The sequence below is a fragment of the Pseudomonas ovata genome, from assembly GCF_003131185.1.
GTDB lineage: Bacteria > Pseudomonadota > Gammaproteobacteria > Pseudomonadales > Pseudomonadaceae > Aquipseudomonas > Aquipseudomonas ovata.
In genome coordinates, this window is record NZ_QFFU01000018.1 from 1 (window position 1) to 14,472 (window position 14,472).

Genomic DNA, 14,472 nt, shown 5'->3' on the forward strand with positions numbered 1-14,472 from the left:
AGGCGCTGCCTTAGTAGTGCAACTTGCTCTTCGAGCACGCCCATCCTGGACTGCATCTTCGCAAGCATCTGCTTGAGCAATTCAGGATCATCAGGAAGGTTGTCGGGCACGAAATTCATGCCCTGGATTATACCGAATCAGGCCACGAATCGCGGCGTCAAAACCTGATGGGGACGGTTACGCCAAAGGTCAAAGCCGTCGAGCATCCAATTGAGCTCCTGGACAGTCAGGACAATTGCTTCGTCGGTCACATCGGGCGATGTTTTGAAACGCTCAGACTCCAGGCGCTTGAGCCAAAGGCAGAAGCCGTTGCGCTGGTAAGTAGGCCGTAGGAGTTTCACCTTCAGCCTCTCGCAGAACCGTACGTGAGCCTCTCAACTCATACGGCTCCCGTTGCCCGGTCGAAACTCATTTCCATAAACATGCCAGTGCATGAACAACGATGGACAGGCTTTCTTCATCCGGTTGAGCCAATCAACACTGCGGCGTTTGTGCCCCGCCAGTGGTTTGTACTTCTGACGGGCCCAGCGTTGCAGCTTCAAGTCAAAGTGATTGAAGACCTTGCGCATGACCGTTTTGTAGAAAGCCCCATAGTAGTTCCACCACCCGCGCAGGGTAGCGTTGTACTGCTGTGACAACTCAAGAAGGCTGACCGGTGTTTGCCGGTGGATATTCCAGCTGCGAGTTCGTTGACGCATTCTTTTTAACGCCTCATTACTGGCCCCGGGCAGGAAGCTGGTAAACCGGCGTCCATTATTGCCCCATGCCTCCCGTGGCCGGAAGGTGAACCCCAGAAACGTGAACTGTGTCGTTGGGTACGCTGCTTTGCGGTTACTGTCTTTGCAATACACAATCTGCGACTTTTCCGGGTGCATGGTCAACAGACATACCTCCAACCGTGCCTTGATTGCCGCCATGACCTCACACGCCTGCTTTTCGCTACGGCAGTGAACCACCGCATCGTCGGCGTAGCGTGCAAATGGACAACCTGGAAAAGTCCGTTGCATCCAGGCATCGAACGCATAGTGCATAAACAGATTCATCAATAAGGGACTGACAACCCCACCTTGGGGTGTACCGCTTTCACGCGGGACCTGAACGCTGTCAGCAGTCTCAAATGGCGCTTTAAGCCACCGTTCGATATACAACAGAATCCATTCATCCTTTATGTGATGCTTAACCGCTTTGAGCAGCAGCTCATGATCAATGTGATCAAAGGCTCCCTTGATATCGAACTCCACTACCCAATTAATATTCCAGCAACGCCTACGAGTGATCTCCACTGCCTGTTTGGCTGACTTTCCCGGCCGGTATCCATAGGAATCAGGATGGAACAGACAGTCCAGACTCGGCTCTATAAGCAACTTGATGGCGGTCTGAGCCACCCGATCGGCTACTGTTGGAATACCCAGCTTGCGTTTGCCTCCTGATTGCTTCGGAATTTCCACCTGCCGAACCGGTGGCGGAAAATAGGAACCCGACGACATGCGGTTCCAAACCTTGTACAGGTTCCGTTGCAGCTTCTGCTCGAACTGGGCAATAGATTGTTCATCTATCCCAGCGGCTCCTCGATTGGCTTTCACTTGCTGGAAGGCCTCCCAAACTGTCAGCTTGGAAATGCTGTACGACTTTGCTGCGCTCATGCCGCTCTTCCCCGCCGAAGCCGGTTGACGACATAAGCGAGCTGGGCAACGCCATCCCTTCGCTCCACTCTCATTACAAGAACTTCATCACTACTACGAATAGCTCCGCCCCTCGGCCTTTGCATCGGTATTCTTGCTTGCGGTGGTAGCCGCTTGTCATTTCCCTTGGCATCAAAGGCGAGGTTCTCACGTTCCATATCAAAGCCTGTATTGAGCTCATGCCGCCTATACACCGGCTGCCATCTGGACAGTAGACAGGTATCTTCCAGACTAATCCCGAGGCTACTGGGCGACCTCGGTTTTGACAGCGCTTGAATCCTTAACGATGCGTCTTCGGACGGTTTGCTTTCGCTCATCTTCTCAATACCTACCTGACGCCGTTATCGGCGCCTTTTCCAACGGTCGCTCACCACCACGCCTTTTGAACGCAGCAGCACCGGGCGGTTTGAAGCCAGCTCCTGCAAGCAGACTCCGGGAGGCCTACTCCCATCTTTGATACAGCATCGCTGGCTGATGCCAGCGTTCGTGACACACCCCAGTACAAGATCTTCACGCGGTTGCGTGGCTTATTAAGGAAGACGAATAGTACGGGGTCGAACACCGCAACCTTGATGTCCAACTCGACCAAGGCTGCCAGACCGTCGATGGATTTTCGGAAGTCGACGGGCTTGGGGTACAGATACACTTTTTCGACTTTTGCATCAGGACGCATCATGGTTGGCGGGCTCCAGAAAGAAATCGGGAGCACAGCATCCGGGATCAAGCAGCGGCTTTGAATGTGGGGTTCATGGAGCGCTTACGCTTTGAATGTGGGGTTCATGGAGCGCTTACTATATTGGTGGGCAGGCATGAGTAAGCCTTTCGATATGGAAGTATTCTTGGCAGGCATGCTGACTGGATCGCATGCGACGCGGCAACGCCATTTACGTCAGGCAAAGATTATTCAAGCTCAAATCGCAGAGCGCTGGCATCGGGAGACGCCCTGGTCTTGGCAGAGAAAACACTTGGCTTGGTTTCTTGCGCATGCCTTAGAGCGACGCAGTCAGGAAACACGATATTATTACGTGCTCACTATGCGATTGCTTATTCGTCGATTAGAAAAGTCTTGGGTTATCAACCTCTGAGCCGCAAAAAATTATTGCCAAGTACAATATACCTTGATGCTTACCGGACCGATAACCAAGCGTCTTTCGTTATGTTATTTGGTTCCGAGGGGACAGGCCCCTCGCACTCTGTCAAACAACACTGCTCCACAGTTTTATAGAATCGGACCTATACCAAACCACATCATTCTCTTGACACAGCAGCAAGAAAATCAATTCTTCCAATGCAGGCAAATAGAACTCCTCCAACACTAGTCGACAGCCAAGCGTATAGTTCTCGCTAGATATGTGATACTCCGTCTCCTTATTATGGACAACTGAACATCTTATCTGATAAAGAAGTTTTGAAAAAAACTTGAAGAATGAAGCCTGAGGATCCGCAGACACCCTTTTAACATTCATTTTTGCAAGAAAATCATCAATTTCATTAACGTGGGCCGCTTGGGCTGCAATGAAACTCCCCCAACGCTGATATATTTCCTGCCCAATTGTACCGGTGCTAAATGGCAATTCAAAAGCGACTTTCATCAGAGAGCTAACCGCTTCCAATTCATTAGTTTCGACTGCCTTGTATAAACTTTTAAAATCCCGAATTGAAAACATGACGCCATTTCTTGAGCGCTCAAGTTTTACTATAGGGTACTTAAACATGAAGCTCTCTACCACATGATATATAGATAGATACTTCGACAGCACATCTTTCCTTTCAACGTACTCACCCAGAATCTGCACAATCTCACCAAACTGGGCATAATTTAAGCTCGGATCATAGTTATCGATAGAGGAATTCTGTGGAGGATTAAGATACTCAATACTCTTCGTAACCTTCTCCCCACGAGCCAACATGTATATCTTTAATAGAGAAGTAACATTTTCTCTACTAGATATACAGGAAGACAGCCCAAACAAAACTTCTGTGCTTTGTGTGAAATCGATATCATCACACAGCGAGGCTAAGCTGTACCATATTTCGACATCAGTTTGCGAAGCAGTCAACACGTTTAAGGAGCTTTGTTTTCCAGGATTAAACCAAGCCAAATTACTGCCGACCGGACTAACATCAGAAACAAACGCTCCCGATGAAAAGCCCAATGCGCAAGGGATTACTCCAAAGTCAGGATTAACATCCTCATCGGGGATAGTAGCAACACCTTCACATATTTTCGCAGCCAGCGCTATCTGATAGGAGAGCTTTGGGTAACTGAAGTTCGGATAGTTACCAAACTCCCCACTAAAGCGCTCAAAAGCTGATTTAACTTTAGACAAATCTACATCAGAAGACCGTGATGCATGTTTATCTTCAAGTTCCAATCTCAAAGCAGAAAGTTCATCACAGAGTGCGTCAAAATTGTCTTGCGCGCTTGGATCCAAAGCCTCCCAGTATGTTTCATCGGCATCTTCAGATATTCTTCTAATTTCCGCAATCAAACCTGAAAAGACAGCATCAGCCTTCTTCATAGCTCTTCCCCCTCGAAGGCAGAGAGCCAATTTACTTGCTTAGAAAAATCACTCTGAATAAGCCTAACAACTGCTTTAAATATGATTCTCTTGCTTACCGCACCAATATTAACCTTAGCCAAATCCAAGTTTTTTCGAGCCACCTCATACCCAGGAACGTCAACAAGTCTAAAGTTCCGAGCTAGCAAGCTGCATTTATCCAGAAAATCTGCAGGGCTTTTAGAGCACTCTCCTAGAGCTGCAAAAACAGCAGTTAATGAGGTATCGCGCCCCATCCATTGAACACCTTCAGCACCAAATACCCTACTAGCCTCCATATCAATTTCAAACAGCGCCGCGACAAATCCCTCTAAAAACTCATAGGAGAACACATCTACTAATTCATAATACCTATCTTCATCACTCTGAATCTTTTCAATCAAGTTTGAATTTGTAGATACCGGCTTTTTCTCAACATATGAAATCAGGGACGAAATCAGATGAGAAAAATGGAACTCCCCAACACCCCGTTCCTTGCTGTGCGAAGATGACGACACGTCTTTTTCCCTTGAAACCTTGACGTGACCAGCTTTGACTTCAGCAAGCATAGAAAAAATATTGTTAAACAAAAGTTCAAGCTGATGGCGAATATTTACTGGCTTATGACCAGCATTCAACAAGAGCATTTTCTGCACTTGCTCTCTCGGGCCAAGATTACTCCAAACCTCAAACCATTGATAATTTTCTGAAAAGCAACTTTCTAGAGCCCCTCTTCCCTGAGCTTCATACATCCTTTTAAGTTCAATCAGGATATAGCTCGAAGAACCAATAGCAACCAACTCATCCCTGTACTTTCTTTTTAACTGAAAATCAGACTCGCCCTGCAATTGAGGGACAATCTTCTCAAGAAATAAATTCCTCGTATCGTTTATTACTTTAAGCCTATGGGTACGTTGCAAGCCGTCAAGAATCTTGAAGTTACTAATATCGCTACCAGCTAGATTATCGTTGCCATCCAGAACCAAGGTAATAGACGGGATATGCCTTTTATTCAGCACAGTCAATACAAGCTTATCTAGGTAAGAATTATTTACAATGGCTCGCTGAACATCGTACGACGCATAGTCATGTGGCAGCGATGACAAGTACTCACTCAAAGAGGACCTTATCAAATAACAGCTTGCCGCGCCCTCAACCTTAACATCCAACTGATCAAACTTCATATCACCTCCTTGAGCTCACACGAATCTCCCTATAATGATACTTTGGAGTGTCGCTGTCAAAAGTAGCGCAACCTAAGAGCAGGCTTACAAGCCTTAGAACAAATGAAATATATTGACTCAACCTCCACTCAATACAACTTCTAGATCAAACCCACGACAGCGTGAGGGGCTGTGCTCTTAGTAATTTGACTCAAAAAAGGATAGCCGAAGAGATAGGAAAAAAATATTTGGTATAAAAAAATCGAAAAATCAATAGCTTATTAACATTTTCGATTCCTGGTGCCGCACCATACGAAACACCAGAAAAGGCTCACCGAAAGGTGGGCCTTTTTTGTTTTCCTGTTTGCACCTCGTGGCGGCGGGGATTGATCGGGCTAGGGGATGGGTGGGATTTAAGGAGACAAGCATGCCTAAGCAGAGAATCCACTGGACGCCTGGAGAGGCTGCTGCGGCCGAAGGGTTTCGATGCCAGACCCACTTAAAAACAGATCGCCTAATTCACGCTGCTTTTCCCACTCGCACTTCAACGTGAAGACCCGCCTGAGCCAACAGGTTGATCAAGCGATCAACACTGAACAGATCGATTTTGCCGCGTTGCAGTTCAGAAATGCGGGGCTGCATCACATCAAGAATTTTGCAGCTTCAGCCTGTGACATACCACTGGACTCAATGAAATCGCGAATAACCATCATCAAGCTGAATGGAATGCGCATGTTCTCAGCGTCTGCAGAGGCCTTTTCCAAAGCGTCCCAAACGCTCGTAAATTCTGGGTCAGAGTGATTCATCAATTGATCTCCTTTGTCAGAATCTTCAGACGGCGGACTGCGAGATCGAGATCTGCTTTTGTCGGCACTTGCCGTCACTGTTCCGTATCTTTACCTTAGTCCGTAATGCCTATGGAAAGGGGTAAGAGATGTTCGATACGCCGCCGCAAGCGCATCAGGTGATCGAGGAGCGGTTTGCTCCCAACAGGGTCGAGATGGTTGCGGCCGCGCTGCGACCGGCCATCGTGTTTTCAGAGAAACGTGACGACAAGCTTGGTGGCAGCCGGATCGGCGGTACGCCGGATTTGCCCAAGGTGATCGAGTGGCCGCGACGACCGGTTCCCCAACATATCGATGAGATTGCTAAACGAGCGGGCGAGCCTTTCGACGCGGATTTAGGCCGGCATCTTGCCGCGGGCCTGCCCTATGCCTTCATCGCGCAGATCAGCCTGGCGGAAGCGGCGGGTCTGGGTGATGTGGCAAAACCCCTGCCTGACGCAGGCCGGCTGTTGTTCTTCTACGATTTGATTGCAGGTCCCTTCGACACAGGGATGCAGTCGGCCAAGGTGATCTGGGACCGCAGCCCGGCCGAGGCGATTGCGCATACCTCCACGCCGGACAGTCTTGTCACCGCCGCTTCTGCCTATCGCACGATGATCGACGACACGAACAGGCAATACGGCATACAGCCGGACGCTCGTCCGGCCGGTGCCCCATTGCCGGGCACACCCTATGGCGGTCCGGCCCGGCCGATGGCGCTGAAGGCTGTGCTGCAGCTGCCCTCCTTTTCCAGCCTCGAATTCCAAGCGTCCGGTCAGTTGGTCACGATCTATGATCAAACGATGATCGGCGGCGTCCAGGCGTTCAGCCAAGCCTATGACAGCGTTTCCCAAGGAGCTGGCCAGGTGAGTCTACTTCTCGGTGCGCCAGTGCCTGAGCAGGACGATCCCCGTTACGATGCTGTCATTGTTAACGACTACAAGATGCAGTTTCTCTCGCGTGCAGACTGGGCCAAGAACAGGGACACGGTGATGGAAAAGGCAAAGGACTGGCTGCTTCTGCTGCAGATCGATGTGTCTGGCTGGATGCAGGACAGTGGTGAGGGCACGATCTATTTCCTGATCCGTGACAAGGATCTTAAAGACCGGGCGTTCGAACGCGTTGTCGCCGTCTACCAGCAAACCTAAGAGGGTGTAGTAGTAGAGCTCCGTATCACGTATTTCCAGGTGGACACCATCGTCCTTATCGCTGGGATGCTGCAGGTGTGCTCGCTGGCCGTGCCGCGCCACACAAAAAAAGCCCTCGTAGAGATACGAGGGCTTTTTTGTTTCTGAGGTTTGGAAGCTCTCCTGGAACCTGCCACCTTGCTGCGCGGACATTCTGCAATGTCAGTCAGGGTCGAAAGCTGCCTGCTTCGCTATTTCAGCGGAACATACACATCAGTTTGCCATTGATCCTGCGGTGTCTCGGGATAGGTACTCAGGTAATGAAAGAACAGCGGCTGGTCACGAAGTTCTTCTCCACTGGCCGCAAGCCAATCGCGGTAAATCGGGTAGATCGTTTCGCCGATATGGTCCGGTGACCCCGCGTGTCGCACCACAACGCAGCGACCGCCAGGAATGACGGTCTCGTACACACCGAACTCATTCGACCTCACGGCTTCGTGAATCTCGCCGCTGATTGCGAAGCGCAATTCTTCTGGAGGGGTCGTATCGGGGTTGCCATAGGGAATGCCAAAGGTGCGACTCGATGCCACCGGCGACTGTCCGCTCTGCATACGCCACTCGATGAACTTGCATACGCTCTCATTGACGAGCCCGGCGGGTCCGCAATGTTCAAGTGTTGCTACCCTGACTTCAGGAAACTCCACGATTCGTACGTGCATGATGATGGTCCTGGAAAAGTGAGGGATTGCGAATACCGTACTCCAGACCTGCCAGTTCCGTTCCTTCCCGAACGCACTCGGCGTCCTACCGAGCGCCCGCCTGAACGCCCTGCAAAATACCTCGGGGCCCACCGAATATTCCAGCGAAATCCTGCCCCCGAAAAAACCGGCCTCCCCGTAACCGAATCACCGGCCTCAAACCTCATCCTCCACACCATAGCTATCCGCGCCAATGGCTCGCTCGTGCTTCCAATAGGCAATGACCGAGTCCACCTCATCCGCTGTCAGGCACTCGACCTCATCAGCGTCCATGGCATTCCAGGCATTAAACGTCTTCTCCTGCATCACCCGGGCAATTGTTTCTTCAGGCCAGTTACGGTCTTGCGGGCCTGTTTTGCAATGTGGACCAAACCACTCGTAGTCCGCAAACCCGCAAGGCAGGTTTGTCAGCTCCCAGAAGCCTCGATACGTTTCAGGCGTTCGGGCAATCAAATCCTGCTGATGTTCGGCTTCATCTTTTTCGGTCCATGAGCCTGCCGCGATACGCGTCAAACGGCGCTCGGCCCGACATTGGAACCAGAGCGCATGATGCTCGGGTTCCTCGGTCGCCCAGTCGTACCATTCATATTCGATACCCACCTGATCCCAGCGGCACACGGTACTGATGACAGCGGCCTTGGTAGGTCCGAAGACCCATTCGTAGGCATTCAGGAATGACGGTTCGTGACCCCATTCAAGCCCTTGGACAGCGTAAGAAAATCGATGAGTGTTCTCGCGCCAGAACGTCTCGAGACTGTCCAGGGTCGGCAGATGGACGAGCATCGTACCGTTACCCAGAAGAATGTCTGGGGGGATCGGAAAAGAGATGGGGTCAATCCTGTTCTCGGGCATGGTGTCTATCCTGAAAGTCGTCGCATCATTGGCGGGCGCTCAGTGCGCACTGGATGCTGTCCGAAACCATGCCTTTGAAAAACTCGGTCTTTGCGCCAGTGGTTGTAAGAAATGTCCTTTCTCGTTGGCAACTCATTGAGAAGGAAAGAACGCAGGGTGTGGCCGCAAGCCGGCAGCGAATGTCGCGCCACTCCAATGAAGACGAACCCGGCACCGGCGCACAGAGGAGCAATGGAGATGGATACCTCAATCGCACAAGGCCTCAAGCTCGCCCTCGTCTCGGCAACCGGGTTATCGAAAGACGCCTCTAGCCCTCAGTTCACCGCACTCTCATGCACCAACTCCCCGGTAAACGTACAGGCATTACCATGGAACGTCAGGCACCCTTCTTTTTCATCGACCTGAAGAAATCCTTCATCGTTGAACGTCAGAATGACCTTGCACGCCTTATGCCGCGTCAACGGGTTGTTTGTCACGAGGTCATAGTCAGGGTTGGGCACCGAGAGAACGCCGGTGTCGCCGTGGAACGTCATCCGCCCATCGACGCCCCCCGAACACCCGCCTTCTATCATCGTACTGATCGAGGCATCGTAGTCCCCACCGCCCACCGCCTTCAGTTTGACCGTTACATCGCCGCCATCGCCCGAGCCGAAGTAAGTGCCTTCACGGACGAGAGGATCCTCGGCCGCCACAATGCCGGTGCTCAGGGCCAGGCACACGCCTGCTAGAAAAAACCTGTTCATTACTTCTCCTTGGTAAAGCCGTCTCGAAGGCTATTACTGTCCGGTGAACCACACGCTTGGGGTTTCGGGACGTCAATGATCGCCACCGTCGAGCGTTGCAGAACCTGCTTTATGCCGCAAGCGTCCCGAGATGATCTGCGCCAAAGAGGCCACTCTAACCAGGCAACAGAACGCACCTCTCCCACCGCCCCGCAGCCACGTCCGACCTGGGTGCCATGACGGTCAGGTCAAGTGCGTCCCAGAACACCCGCCCGGTCGTGGAATCGGCATTGATGTGCACGAGCACCATCCAGCTTTCTGGATCGGTCAGGTCCGCGTGTTCATCCTGCTGCGCCGAGCCGGCCACTTCCTGGCGGCAGTCCTGGCCGCCGGCATAGGTGGCGTAACCCAGCATTTGATGGACCGGCGCCAGTCTGGCGTTCGACCGTGTTCCGAGCGGAGCCCTTCGCAGGTCCTCGCTGATGTCTTCGAGTGCTGACCCGGACCCGACGCCCAGGTCTTCGATCCGGCTCTGGGCTTCGGCGACGTTGATTGATTGTGTCAGCACCGGGCGCAGCCGCGCCGAGGCGACGCACGCCCAGCGCTCGTCCGACAGCGCGTCGAACGCTTCGCCGGGCGTGCCATAGGCCCACACCGGGTCAGGGCTGTGCGAGAAACCGAAGGTGCCATCGTCGCGCAGCGTTGCCGCGACGTGGTCGCCTTCGTCATGCGGCAACGGGCCTGGCTTTGTGTTATCGGCAAGGTCATCGATGAGCCGGATGGCCGCCTGCGAGGCCTCGATAAGCGCCTGTGTCATGGGGAATCTGACCAGGCGGGCGCCCGGCGGCGAGTAGACGACGTCAACGAGCAGGGCGTCGTCATGCACGAAGAAAGAGAGCAGGCCTGCCTGCGGCAGGGGTGCCATCGGCCCACAGGCGGACGTCACCTCGGCAAGGTCGATCTGCATCAGGAAGGGGTGGCGCATGCCATACGCATTCGTAGGCCAGGCACCGGGCGGCAAGTCGGGGCCGCCGCCGATCCGACTGGCGCCAAGGGGTGCAGGATCACCATAAGGCTCCTCTACCAGGGCCACGGCAGCGGTCATCATCGGTTCGACGCCAGCCTCTTCGTCGACGGCCATCGCCGCCGCGAAGCGGTTCTTCCAGACGGGATTGGTCGGGTCAGGCAGGTTCCGCTCGGGATGCGTCTGCGCCTCGGCAATCTGAAGGCGTTTTCTTTGCTGTGTGTGAAACTGGCTTTGCAGGAGCCTGGCACTCGTGCTGCTCGCAAGCGCCTGCAAACTGTCTAGCAGGGTTGTAAAGCCCTGAGCCGCGATGCGCTCATCAATCTCGCGTGATCGACGCCCAAAGCCCCACGCACGCTCGTCCGGGCCACGGACCAGCAGGACCTCGACGGTTTCCGTGGCGCCTGCGGTGGCCACCTCGGCCATGCCCCGCCGGGCCTCTCGTCCGAACAGCTGCTTTGGCTCAACCAGCCAGTCCACCTCACTGTTCAAGCCCAGAAGATCGGCTGCCAGCGCCGCGAATGCGCCGTCCAGATCGAGCCCGCCGGGCGCGTCGAGCGCCAGCACGAACAAGCCAGGCGATACCTCGGTGTGCGTAGCGGGCCCAAGCCTGAAACGTTCAGGCTCCAGGGCGATGACGTTGGGAAACGCGGCGGGCGCTGCAAAGACGAAGTCGCGCGTCAACCACCTTACCTGCTGATTCATACTGCACCTCGGGTTCAAGTCCGAAGCGTGTGGCCGGCGCTTGCTTTCGGTCACACCCTTTGTTCAGCCCTCGTTAACGGCGGATTTCGTTTCAGGCTTGCCATTGTGCGAGGGCATCGAAATTTCGCTGGTGGGTACTATGGCAGGTTTCTGGAGATGAGAAACATTCAGCACGGGTAACGGCCCCACGCGCCATGCCGAAGGGGTCCCGAACGCCCCATGAGAACAGCTGCTCGCCTTATGGTGGTCGGCCTGTGCCTATGCGATGATGGCGCCTTACTTCAAACGTCCTTCAGACTCTACAGTGACTCAGCCACCAGGCTCGGTCGCGTGCTTACTTCATTCAGGCCCTACTCGAAGAACGACACGCTCATGCGTGCTGGACGACTATTCAACGGCCCCACCCTTCTCTCAGGACCGGCACTCATGAACGCTGAAACAAGGCTCTCCCACCATATACTCTCTGTGGCCGAACGCGCGGCCATTGCCGAAATCGAGGCAACGACCGATATTCTAAGGCTCGTGACCAAACTGACAAGAATGCGGTTTGCGGCGATTGCCAAGTTCAGTGATAACCAATGGGTGACATGCTCGGTCTATGACCCTTCCAACCTGGGGATCGAAGCCGAAAGTACGTTTGATCTGGAAACGACTATTTGCAGTGACTTCTGTATCAACCCCGAAGCGTTATTCATTCCGCAGATCAGCCAGTCACCGCGCCATGCCCTGCGCCCTATTGTTAAACGCTTTGACCTTGAAAGTTATGCCGGCCTGCCTATCTTCCTGCCTGACGGTCGTTTGTTCGGCGCGCTCTGCATTCTTGACTCGCAATGCATCACATGTGAAGACCCTGACGTGCGTGAAGTCTTGTCGATCTTTGCCAAACTGATTGGTTGTATCTTTTTTGCCAACCTGTCATTACCGCACGTGCCAGAACGTGCATGATCCAGCCTCTGAATACCCCTACAGTGAGCGCCTGAAAAAGGCGGTGTGTTAAAACCACCGCCTCAGGCCGCTGTCAACTTACTGTATTTTAAATCGGTTGGTCATTTCCTGAAGTTGCACACTGATGCGGGCAAGTTCCATACTTGACGACGCTGTTTCTTCACTGGCGGCGGCCGTTTGATCCGAAATATCCCGCACATTGGTCACGCTTCTGCTGATCTGCTCACCCGCCGCGCTTTGCTGCTCCGCCGCACAGGCAATCTGCTCGTTCATCGTTTCGATGGTCTTGACCGACTCGGTAATGCCTTTGAGCATGGTGCGTGCGTCCCGTGAGTGCTGCACGCTGCTGTCGGTCAGTTGAATGCTCTGCTGCAGCACCGCGCTCATGCGGTCGGTGCTGCGGTTCAGGCCGCTGATCAACTGGGTGATTTCGTCCGTGGACGTCCGGGTGCGTATGGCCAGGCTGCGAACTTCGTCGGCGACCACGGCAAAACCCCGCCCGGCTTCACCGGCTCGTGCCGCTTCGATCGCGGCGTTCAGCGCCAACAGGTTGGTTTGCTCGGCCACGGCATTGATGACGTCCAGGACACCACCGATGCTTTCAGCGTTGCTGCGCAGCGTGACCATGGCCTCTTTGGTGCTCTCCATCTCGCCGGCCAGCAATTCGATCTGCTTGACCGCCTTGCCGACCACCTCATCGCCTTGCAGGGCCTGATGGCTGGCATCTACTGCCGTTTTCGCCGCCAGGCCGGCATTGCGGGACACTTCATGGGTGGTGGCCGTCATCTGCTGCATGGCCGTCGCGATCTGGTCGGTTTCAACCTTTTGCGCGTTGACGCCGACACTGGTTTCCTCAGTGACTGCAGACAGTTCTTCAGCAGCGCTTGAGACCTGAACAATTCCGTCGCGCATTTCACCGATCAAACGCCTCAAGCCGGCGGTCATCGACTGCATGCTGTTTTGCAGCGCACCCAGTTCGTCTTTTCTGCTGACCACGGCGTTATAAGTAAAGTCACCGTTCGCCACCGTTTCAGCGATGCGCACCGTTTCCTTGAGGGGCGTCACGATGGAATTAGTGATCAGCCAGGCCGCCATCATTCCCAGCGCAATGGCCAGCAACAACCAGATCAACAGCATGTGCTGGGAGTCGGTCACATCAGAAAGCCTGAACGCAACTTGCACATCCGACATTTTCCCGGTGATGCCAAGCAGTGCGGTAATGGACGTGGTAATACCCGCCTGCGCCGTCTCCACTTTTGCCTGAGCGGCCACCAATGTTTGAAGCTGCTTCTCATACGCCGAAACTTCAAGCGATAAGGTCTCAATCGACACCGGTGGCAAGCCTGTCGCGCTCAGGGCTTTTACCAACGCGGCCACATTGCTGATGGCGCTGCGAACAGCCTCTTCGGATTCTTTAGTGGGCGCCGCCGAGTAGGAACGAAACCCTACGCGCATTCTCTGGACCGCAATAAAAATCCCCGTCAGCTGTTGACGCTCTGCAAAGTTGCCCGCGTCCGAGTTAGTGATTTCTGCCAGGCGAAGCATGCTGGTATTGATCGCTTCGACTGCGGTGGCCGCGACAACACGAATACTTTCACGCTCGCGCGTAGCGGCGACGACCTGATTGTAATATTCACGGTAGCGTTTAAGAATGGCGTCGGCTTCGGCCAACAGTGCACGATTCTCTGCCGAGTCAAAGTTTGGAATAATTGCCGTTAACTGGCTTTCAGACTTTCCCAGCGCGCTGGACCACTTTTCGGCTTGTGCATCCGACGGGGTCAATAGATAAACCAACCGTTCTATTCGCATGTCGCGGGCCAGCGTACTGAAGCGTGCGATGTCTTCGATACGTTCGCTGCGGTCACGCAGGGTCTCCGTTGCTTTCCAGCCGGTATAGGCCACCAGTAAAATCATGCCGATCAGCAGTGAAAAACCGAGCATGAGTTTAGATCGAACACTTAGGTCGCTAAGCATTGTCCATCGGCGAGAGTGCATGACGCCACCTTAATAAGAATTGATACGGTTTGGCAGCAAAAGCCGCAGGTGATGCAGCTATCGGCTTTTTAAAAGCTTTCTTTAAGAAAACCGGCTTAATAAGCCCAATAGAAAAATATTTCTTCACCGTGTACG

At 53.5% G+C, this 14,472-nt stretch carries 14 protein-coding genes and 2 pseudogenes; 3 read left to right on the top strand and 13 right to left on the bottom strand.

What is annotated here, in order from left to right; genetic code table 11:
* Nucleotides 1-137: 137 nt before the first annotated feature.
* The 3 genes from tnpB (DGA31_RS20450) to tnpB (DGA31_RS20460) all read right to left on the bottom strand — a co-directional run bounded on the left by tnpB (DGA31_RS20450) (nucleotide 138) and on the right by tnpB (DGA31_RS20460) (nucleotide 2,358).
* The gene (tnpB, locus tag DGA31_RS20450) at nucleotides 138-341 is read right to left on the bottom strand and encodes a transposase (protein ID WP_236709357.1); all 204 of its coding nucleotides are present in this window, start codon (nucleotides 339-341) and stop codon (nucleotides 138-140) included.
* A gap of 33 nt (nucleotides 342-374) precedes the next feature.
* Nucleotides 375-1,643, bottom strand: coding sequence for a group II intron reverse transcriptase/maturase (ltrA, locus tag DGA31_RS20455; RefSeq protein ID WP_056835475.1), 1,269 nt, complete (start codon nucleotides 1,641-1,643; stop codon nucleotides 375-377).
* A 406-nt stretch (nucleotides 1,644-2,049) separates the two neighbouring features.
* Entirely contained in the window at nucleotides 2,050-2,358 is a 309-nt protein-coding gene (gene tnpB / locus DGA31_RS20460) for an IS66 family insertion sequence element accessory protein TnpB (RefSeq protein WP_056835473.1), read from the bottom strand.
* A gap of 133 nt (nucleotides 2,359-2,491) precedes the next feature.
* On the opposite strand from tnpB (DGA31_RS20460), the gene DGA31_RS20465 reads away from it, so the two are divergent.
* Nucleotides 2,492-2,767: a hypothetical protein gene (locus DGA31_RS20465; protein ID WP_109513779.1), complete on the top strand. Its 276-nt coding sequence runs from the start codon at nucleotides 2,492-2,494 to the stop codon at nucleotides 2,765-2,767.
* 111 nt (nucleotides 2,768-2,878) lie between these two features.
* Here DGA31_RS20465 and DGA31_RS29670 read toward each other — a convergent pair whose 3' ends face one another.
* From DGA31_RS29670 to DGA31_RS30325, 4 genes are all read right to left on the bottom strand, one after another.
* A complete protein-coding gene (locus DGA31_RS29670; RefSeq protein ID WP_152035063.1) occupies nucleotides 2,879-4,204 on the bottom strand; it encodes a hypothetical protein in 1,326 nt (441 codons plus the stop codon).
* Nucleotides 4,201-5,406, bottom strand: a complete 1,206-nt coding sequence (locus DGA31_RS20475) for a hypothetical protein (RefSeq protein ID WP_109513781.1) — start codon at nucleotides 5,404-5,406, stop codon at nucleotides 4,201-4,203. Before DGA31_RS20475 ends, DGA31_RS29670 begins: the two co-directional genes overlap by 4 nt.
* A 498-nt stretch (nucleotides 5,407-5,904) precedes the next feature.
* A complete protein-coding gene (locus tag DGA31_RS30870; RefSeq protein WP_421957993.1) occupies nucleotides 5,905-6,027 on the bottom strand; it encodes an XRE family transcriptional regulator in 123 nt (40 codons plus the stop codon).
* Nucleotides 6,027-6,191, bottom strand: a complete 165-nt coding sequence (locus tag DGA31_RS30325; RefSeq protein ID WP_241509624.1) for a hypothetical protein — start codon at nucleotides 6,189-6,191, stop codon at nucleotides 6,027-6,029. The genes DGA31_RS30870 and DGA31_RS30325 overlap by 1 nt, the downstream gene beginning before the upstream one ends.
* Before the next feature lie 128 nt (nucleotides 6,192-6,319).
* Here DGA31_RS30325 and DGA31_RS20485 point away from each other — a divergent pair, with 128 nt between their 5' ends.
* Nucleotides 6,320-7,357 (top strand): DUF1963 domain-containing protein, encoded by a 1,038-nt coding sequence (locus tag DGA31_RS20485; RefSeq protein ID WP_109513782.1) that lies wholly within the window; start codon nucleotides 6,320-6,322, stop codon nucleotides 7,355-7,357.
* A 230-nt stretch (nucleotides 7,358-7,587) separates the two neighbouring features.
* Here the strand turns inward: DGA31_RS20485 and DGA31_RS20490 are convergent.
* The 4 genes and pseudogenes from DGA31_RS20490 to DGA31_RS20505 form a co-directional block, all read right to left on the bottom strand.
* Nucleotides 7,588-8,181, bottom strand: a pseudogene (locus tag DGA31_RS20490) (AraC family transcriptional regulator); the annotation flags it as partial.
* 69 nt (nucleotides 8,182-8,250) lie between these two features.
* On the bottom strand, nucleotides 8,251-8,946 hold the full coding sequence (locus DGA31_RS20495) for a hypothetical protein (RefSeq protein ID WP_109513783.1): 696 nt from the start codon (nucleotides 8,944-8,946) through the stop codon (nucleotides 8,251-8,253).
* Nucleotides 8,947-9,260: 314 nt separating this feature from the next.
* Entirely contained in the window at nucleotides 9,261-9,689 is a 429-nt protein-coding gene (locus DGA31_RS20500) for a hypothetical protein (protein WP_056842109.1), read from the bottom strand.
* 154 nt (nucleotides 9,690-9,843) lie between these two features.
* A complete protein-coding gene (locus tag DGA31_RS20505; protein ID WP_109513784.1) occupies nucleotides 9,844-11,397 on the bottom strand; it encodes a DUF1963 domain-containing protein in 1,554 nt (517 codons plus the stop codon).
* A 426-nt stretch (nucleotides 11,398-11,823) separates the two neighbouring features.
* On the opposite strand from DGA31_RS20505, the gene DGA31_RS20510 reads away from it, so the two are divergent.
* Nucleotides 11,824-12,342 carry a GAF domain-containing protein gene (locus DGA31_RS20510; RefSeq protein ID WP_109513846.1) on the top strand — a complete coding sequence of 173 codons (519 nt, stop codon included), beginning with the start codon at nucleotides 11,824-11,826 and terminating at the stop codon, nucleotides 12,340-12,342.
* Nucleotides 12,343-12,420: 78 nt separating this feature from the next.
* On the opposite strand, the gene DGA31_RS30875 is transcribed toward DGA31_RS20510, so the two are convergent.
* A complete protein-coding gene (locus tag DGA31_RS30875) occupies nucleotides 12,421-13,296 on the bottom strand; it encodes a methyl-accepting chemotaxis protein (protein WP_421957994.1) in 876 nt (291 codons plus the stop codon).
* Nucleotides 13,282-14,337: pseudogene (locus tag DGA31_RS30880) on the bottom strand (methyl-accepting chemotaxis protein); the annotation flags it as partial. The pseudogene DGA31_RS30880 and the gene DGA31_RS30875, both read right to left, overlap by 15 nt.
* Nucleotides 14,338-14,472: the final 135 nt, after the last annotated feature.

Excerpts from the sequence above, each read along its gene's own strand:
- DGA31_RS20465 (WP_109513779.1), top strand. The coding sequence starts at position 2,492 with ATGAGTAAGCCTTTCGATATGGAAGTATTCTTGGCAGGCATGCTGACT.
- DGA31_RS20510 (WP_109513846.1), top strand. The coding sequence starts at position 11,824 with ATGAACGCTGAAACAAGGCTCTCCCACCATATACTCTCTGTGGCCGAA.
- DGA31_RS20505 (WP_109513784.1), bottom strand. The coding sequence starts at position 11,397 with ATGAATCAGCAGGTAAGGTGGTTGACGCGCGACTTCGTCTTTGCAGCG.
- DGA31_RS20475 (WP_109513781.1), bottom strand. The coding sequence starts at position 5,406 with ATGAAGTTTGATCAGTTGGATGTTAAGGTTGAGGGCGCGGCAAGCTGT.
- ltrA (WP_056835475.1), bottom strand. The coding sequence starts at position 1,643 with ATGAGCGCAGCAAAGTCGTACAGCATTTCCAAGCTGACAGTTTGGGAG.
- DGA31_RS30875 (WP_421957994.1), bottom strand. The coding sequence starts at position 13,296 with ATGCAGTCGATGACCGCCGGCTTGAGGCGTTTGATCGGTGAAATGCGC.
- DGA31_RS20495 (WP_109513783.1), bottom strand. The coding sequence starts at position 8,946 with ATGCCCGAGAACAGGATTGACCCCATCTCTTTTCCGATCCCCCCAGAC.
- tnpB (WP_056835473.1), bottom strand. The coding sequence starts at position 2,358 with ATGATGCGTCCTGATGCAAAAGTCGAAAAAGTGTATCTGTACCCCAAG.
- DGA31_RS20485 (WP_109513782.1), top strand. The coding sequence starts at position 6,320 with ATGTTCGATACGCCGCCGCAAGCGCATCAGGTGATCGAGGAGCGGTTT.
- DGA31_RS30870 (WP_421957993.1), bottom strand. The coding sequence starts at position 6,027 with ATGCAGCCCCGCATTTCTGAACTGCAACGCGGCAAAATCGATCTGTTC.
- DGA31_RS20500 (WP_056842109.1), bottom strand. The coding sequence starts at position 9,689 with ATGAACAGGTTTTTTCTAGCAGGCGTGTGCCTGGCCCTGAGCACCGGC.
- DGA31_RS29670 (WP_152035063.1), bottom strand. The coding sequence starts at position 4,204 with ATGAAGAAGGCTGATGCTGTCTTTTCAGGTTTGATTGCGGAAATTAGA.
- DGA31_RS30325 (WP_241509624.1), bottom strand. The coding sequence starts at position 6,191 with ATGAATCACTCTGACCCAGAATTTACGAGCGTTTGGGACGCTTTGGAA.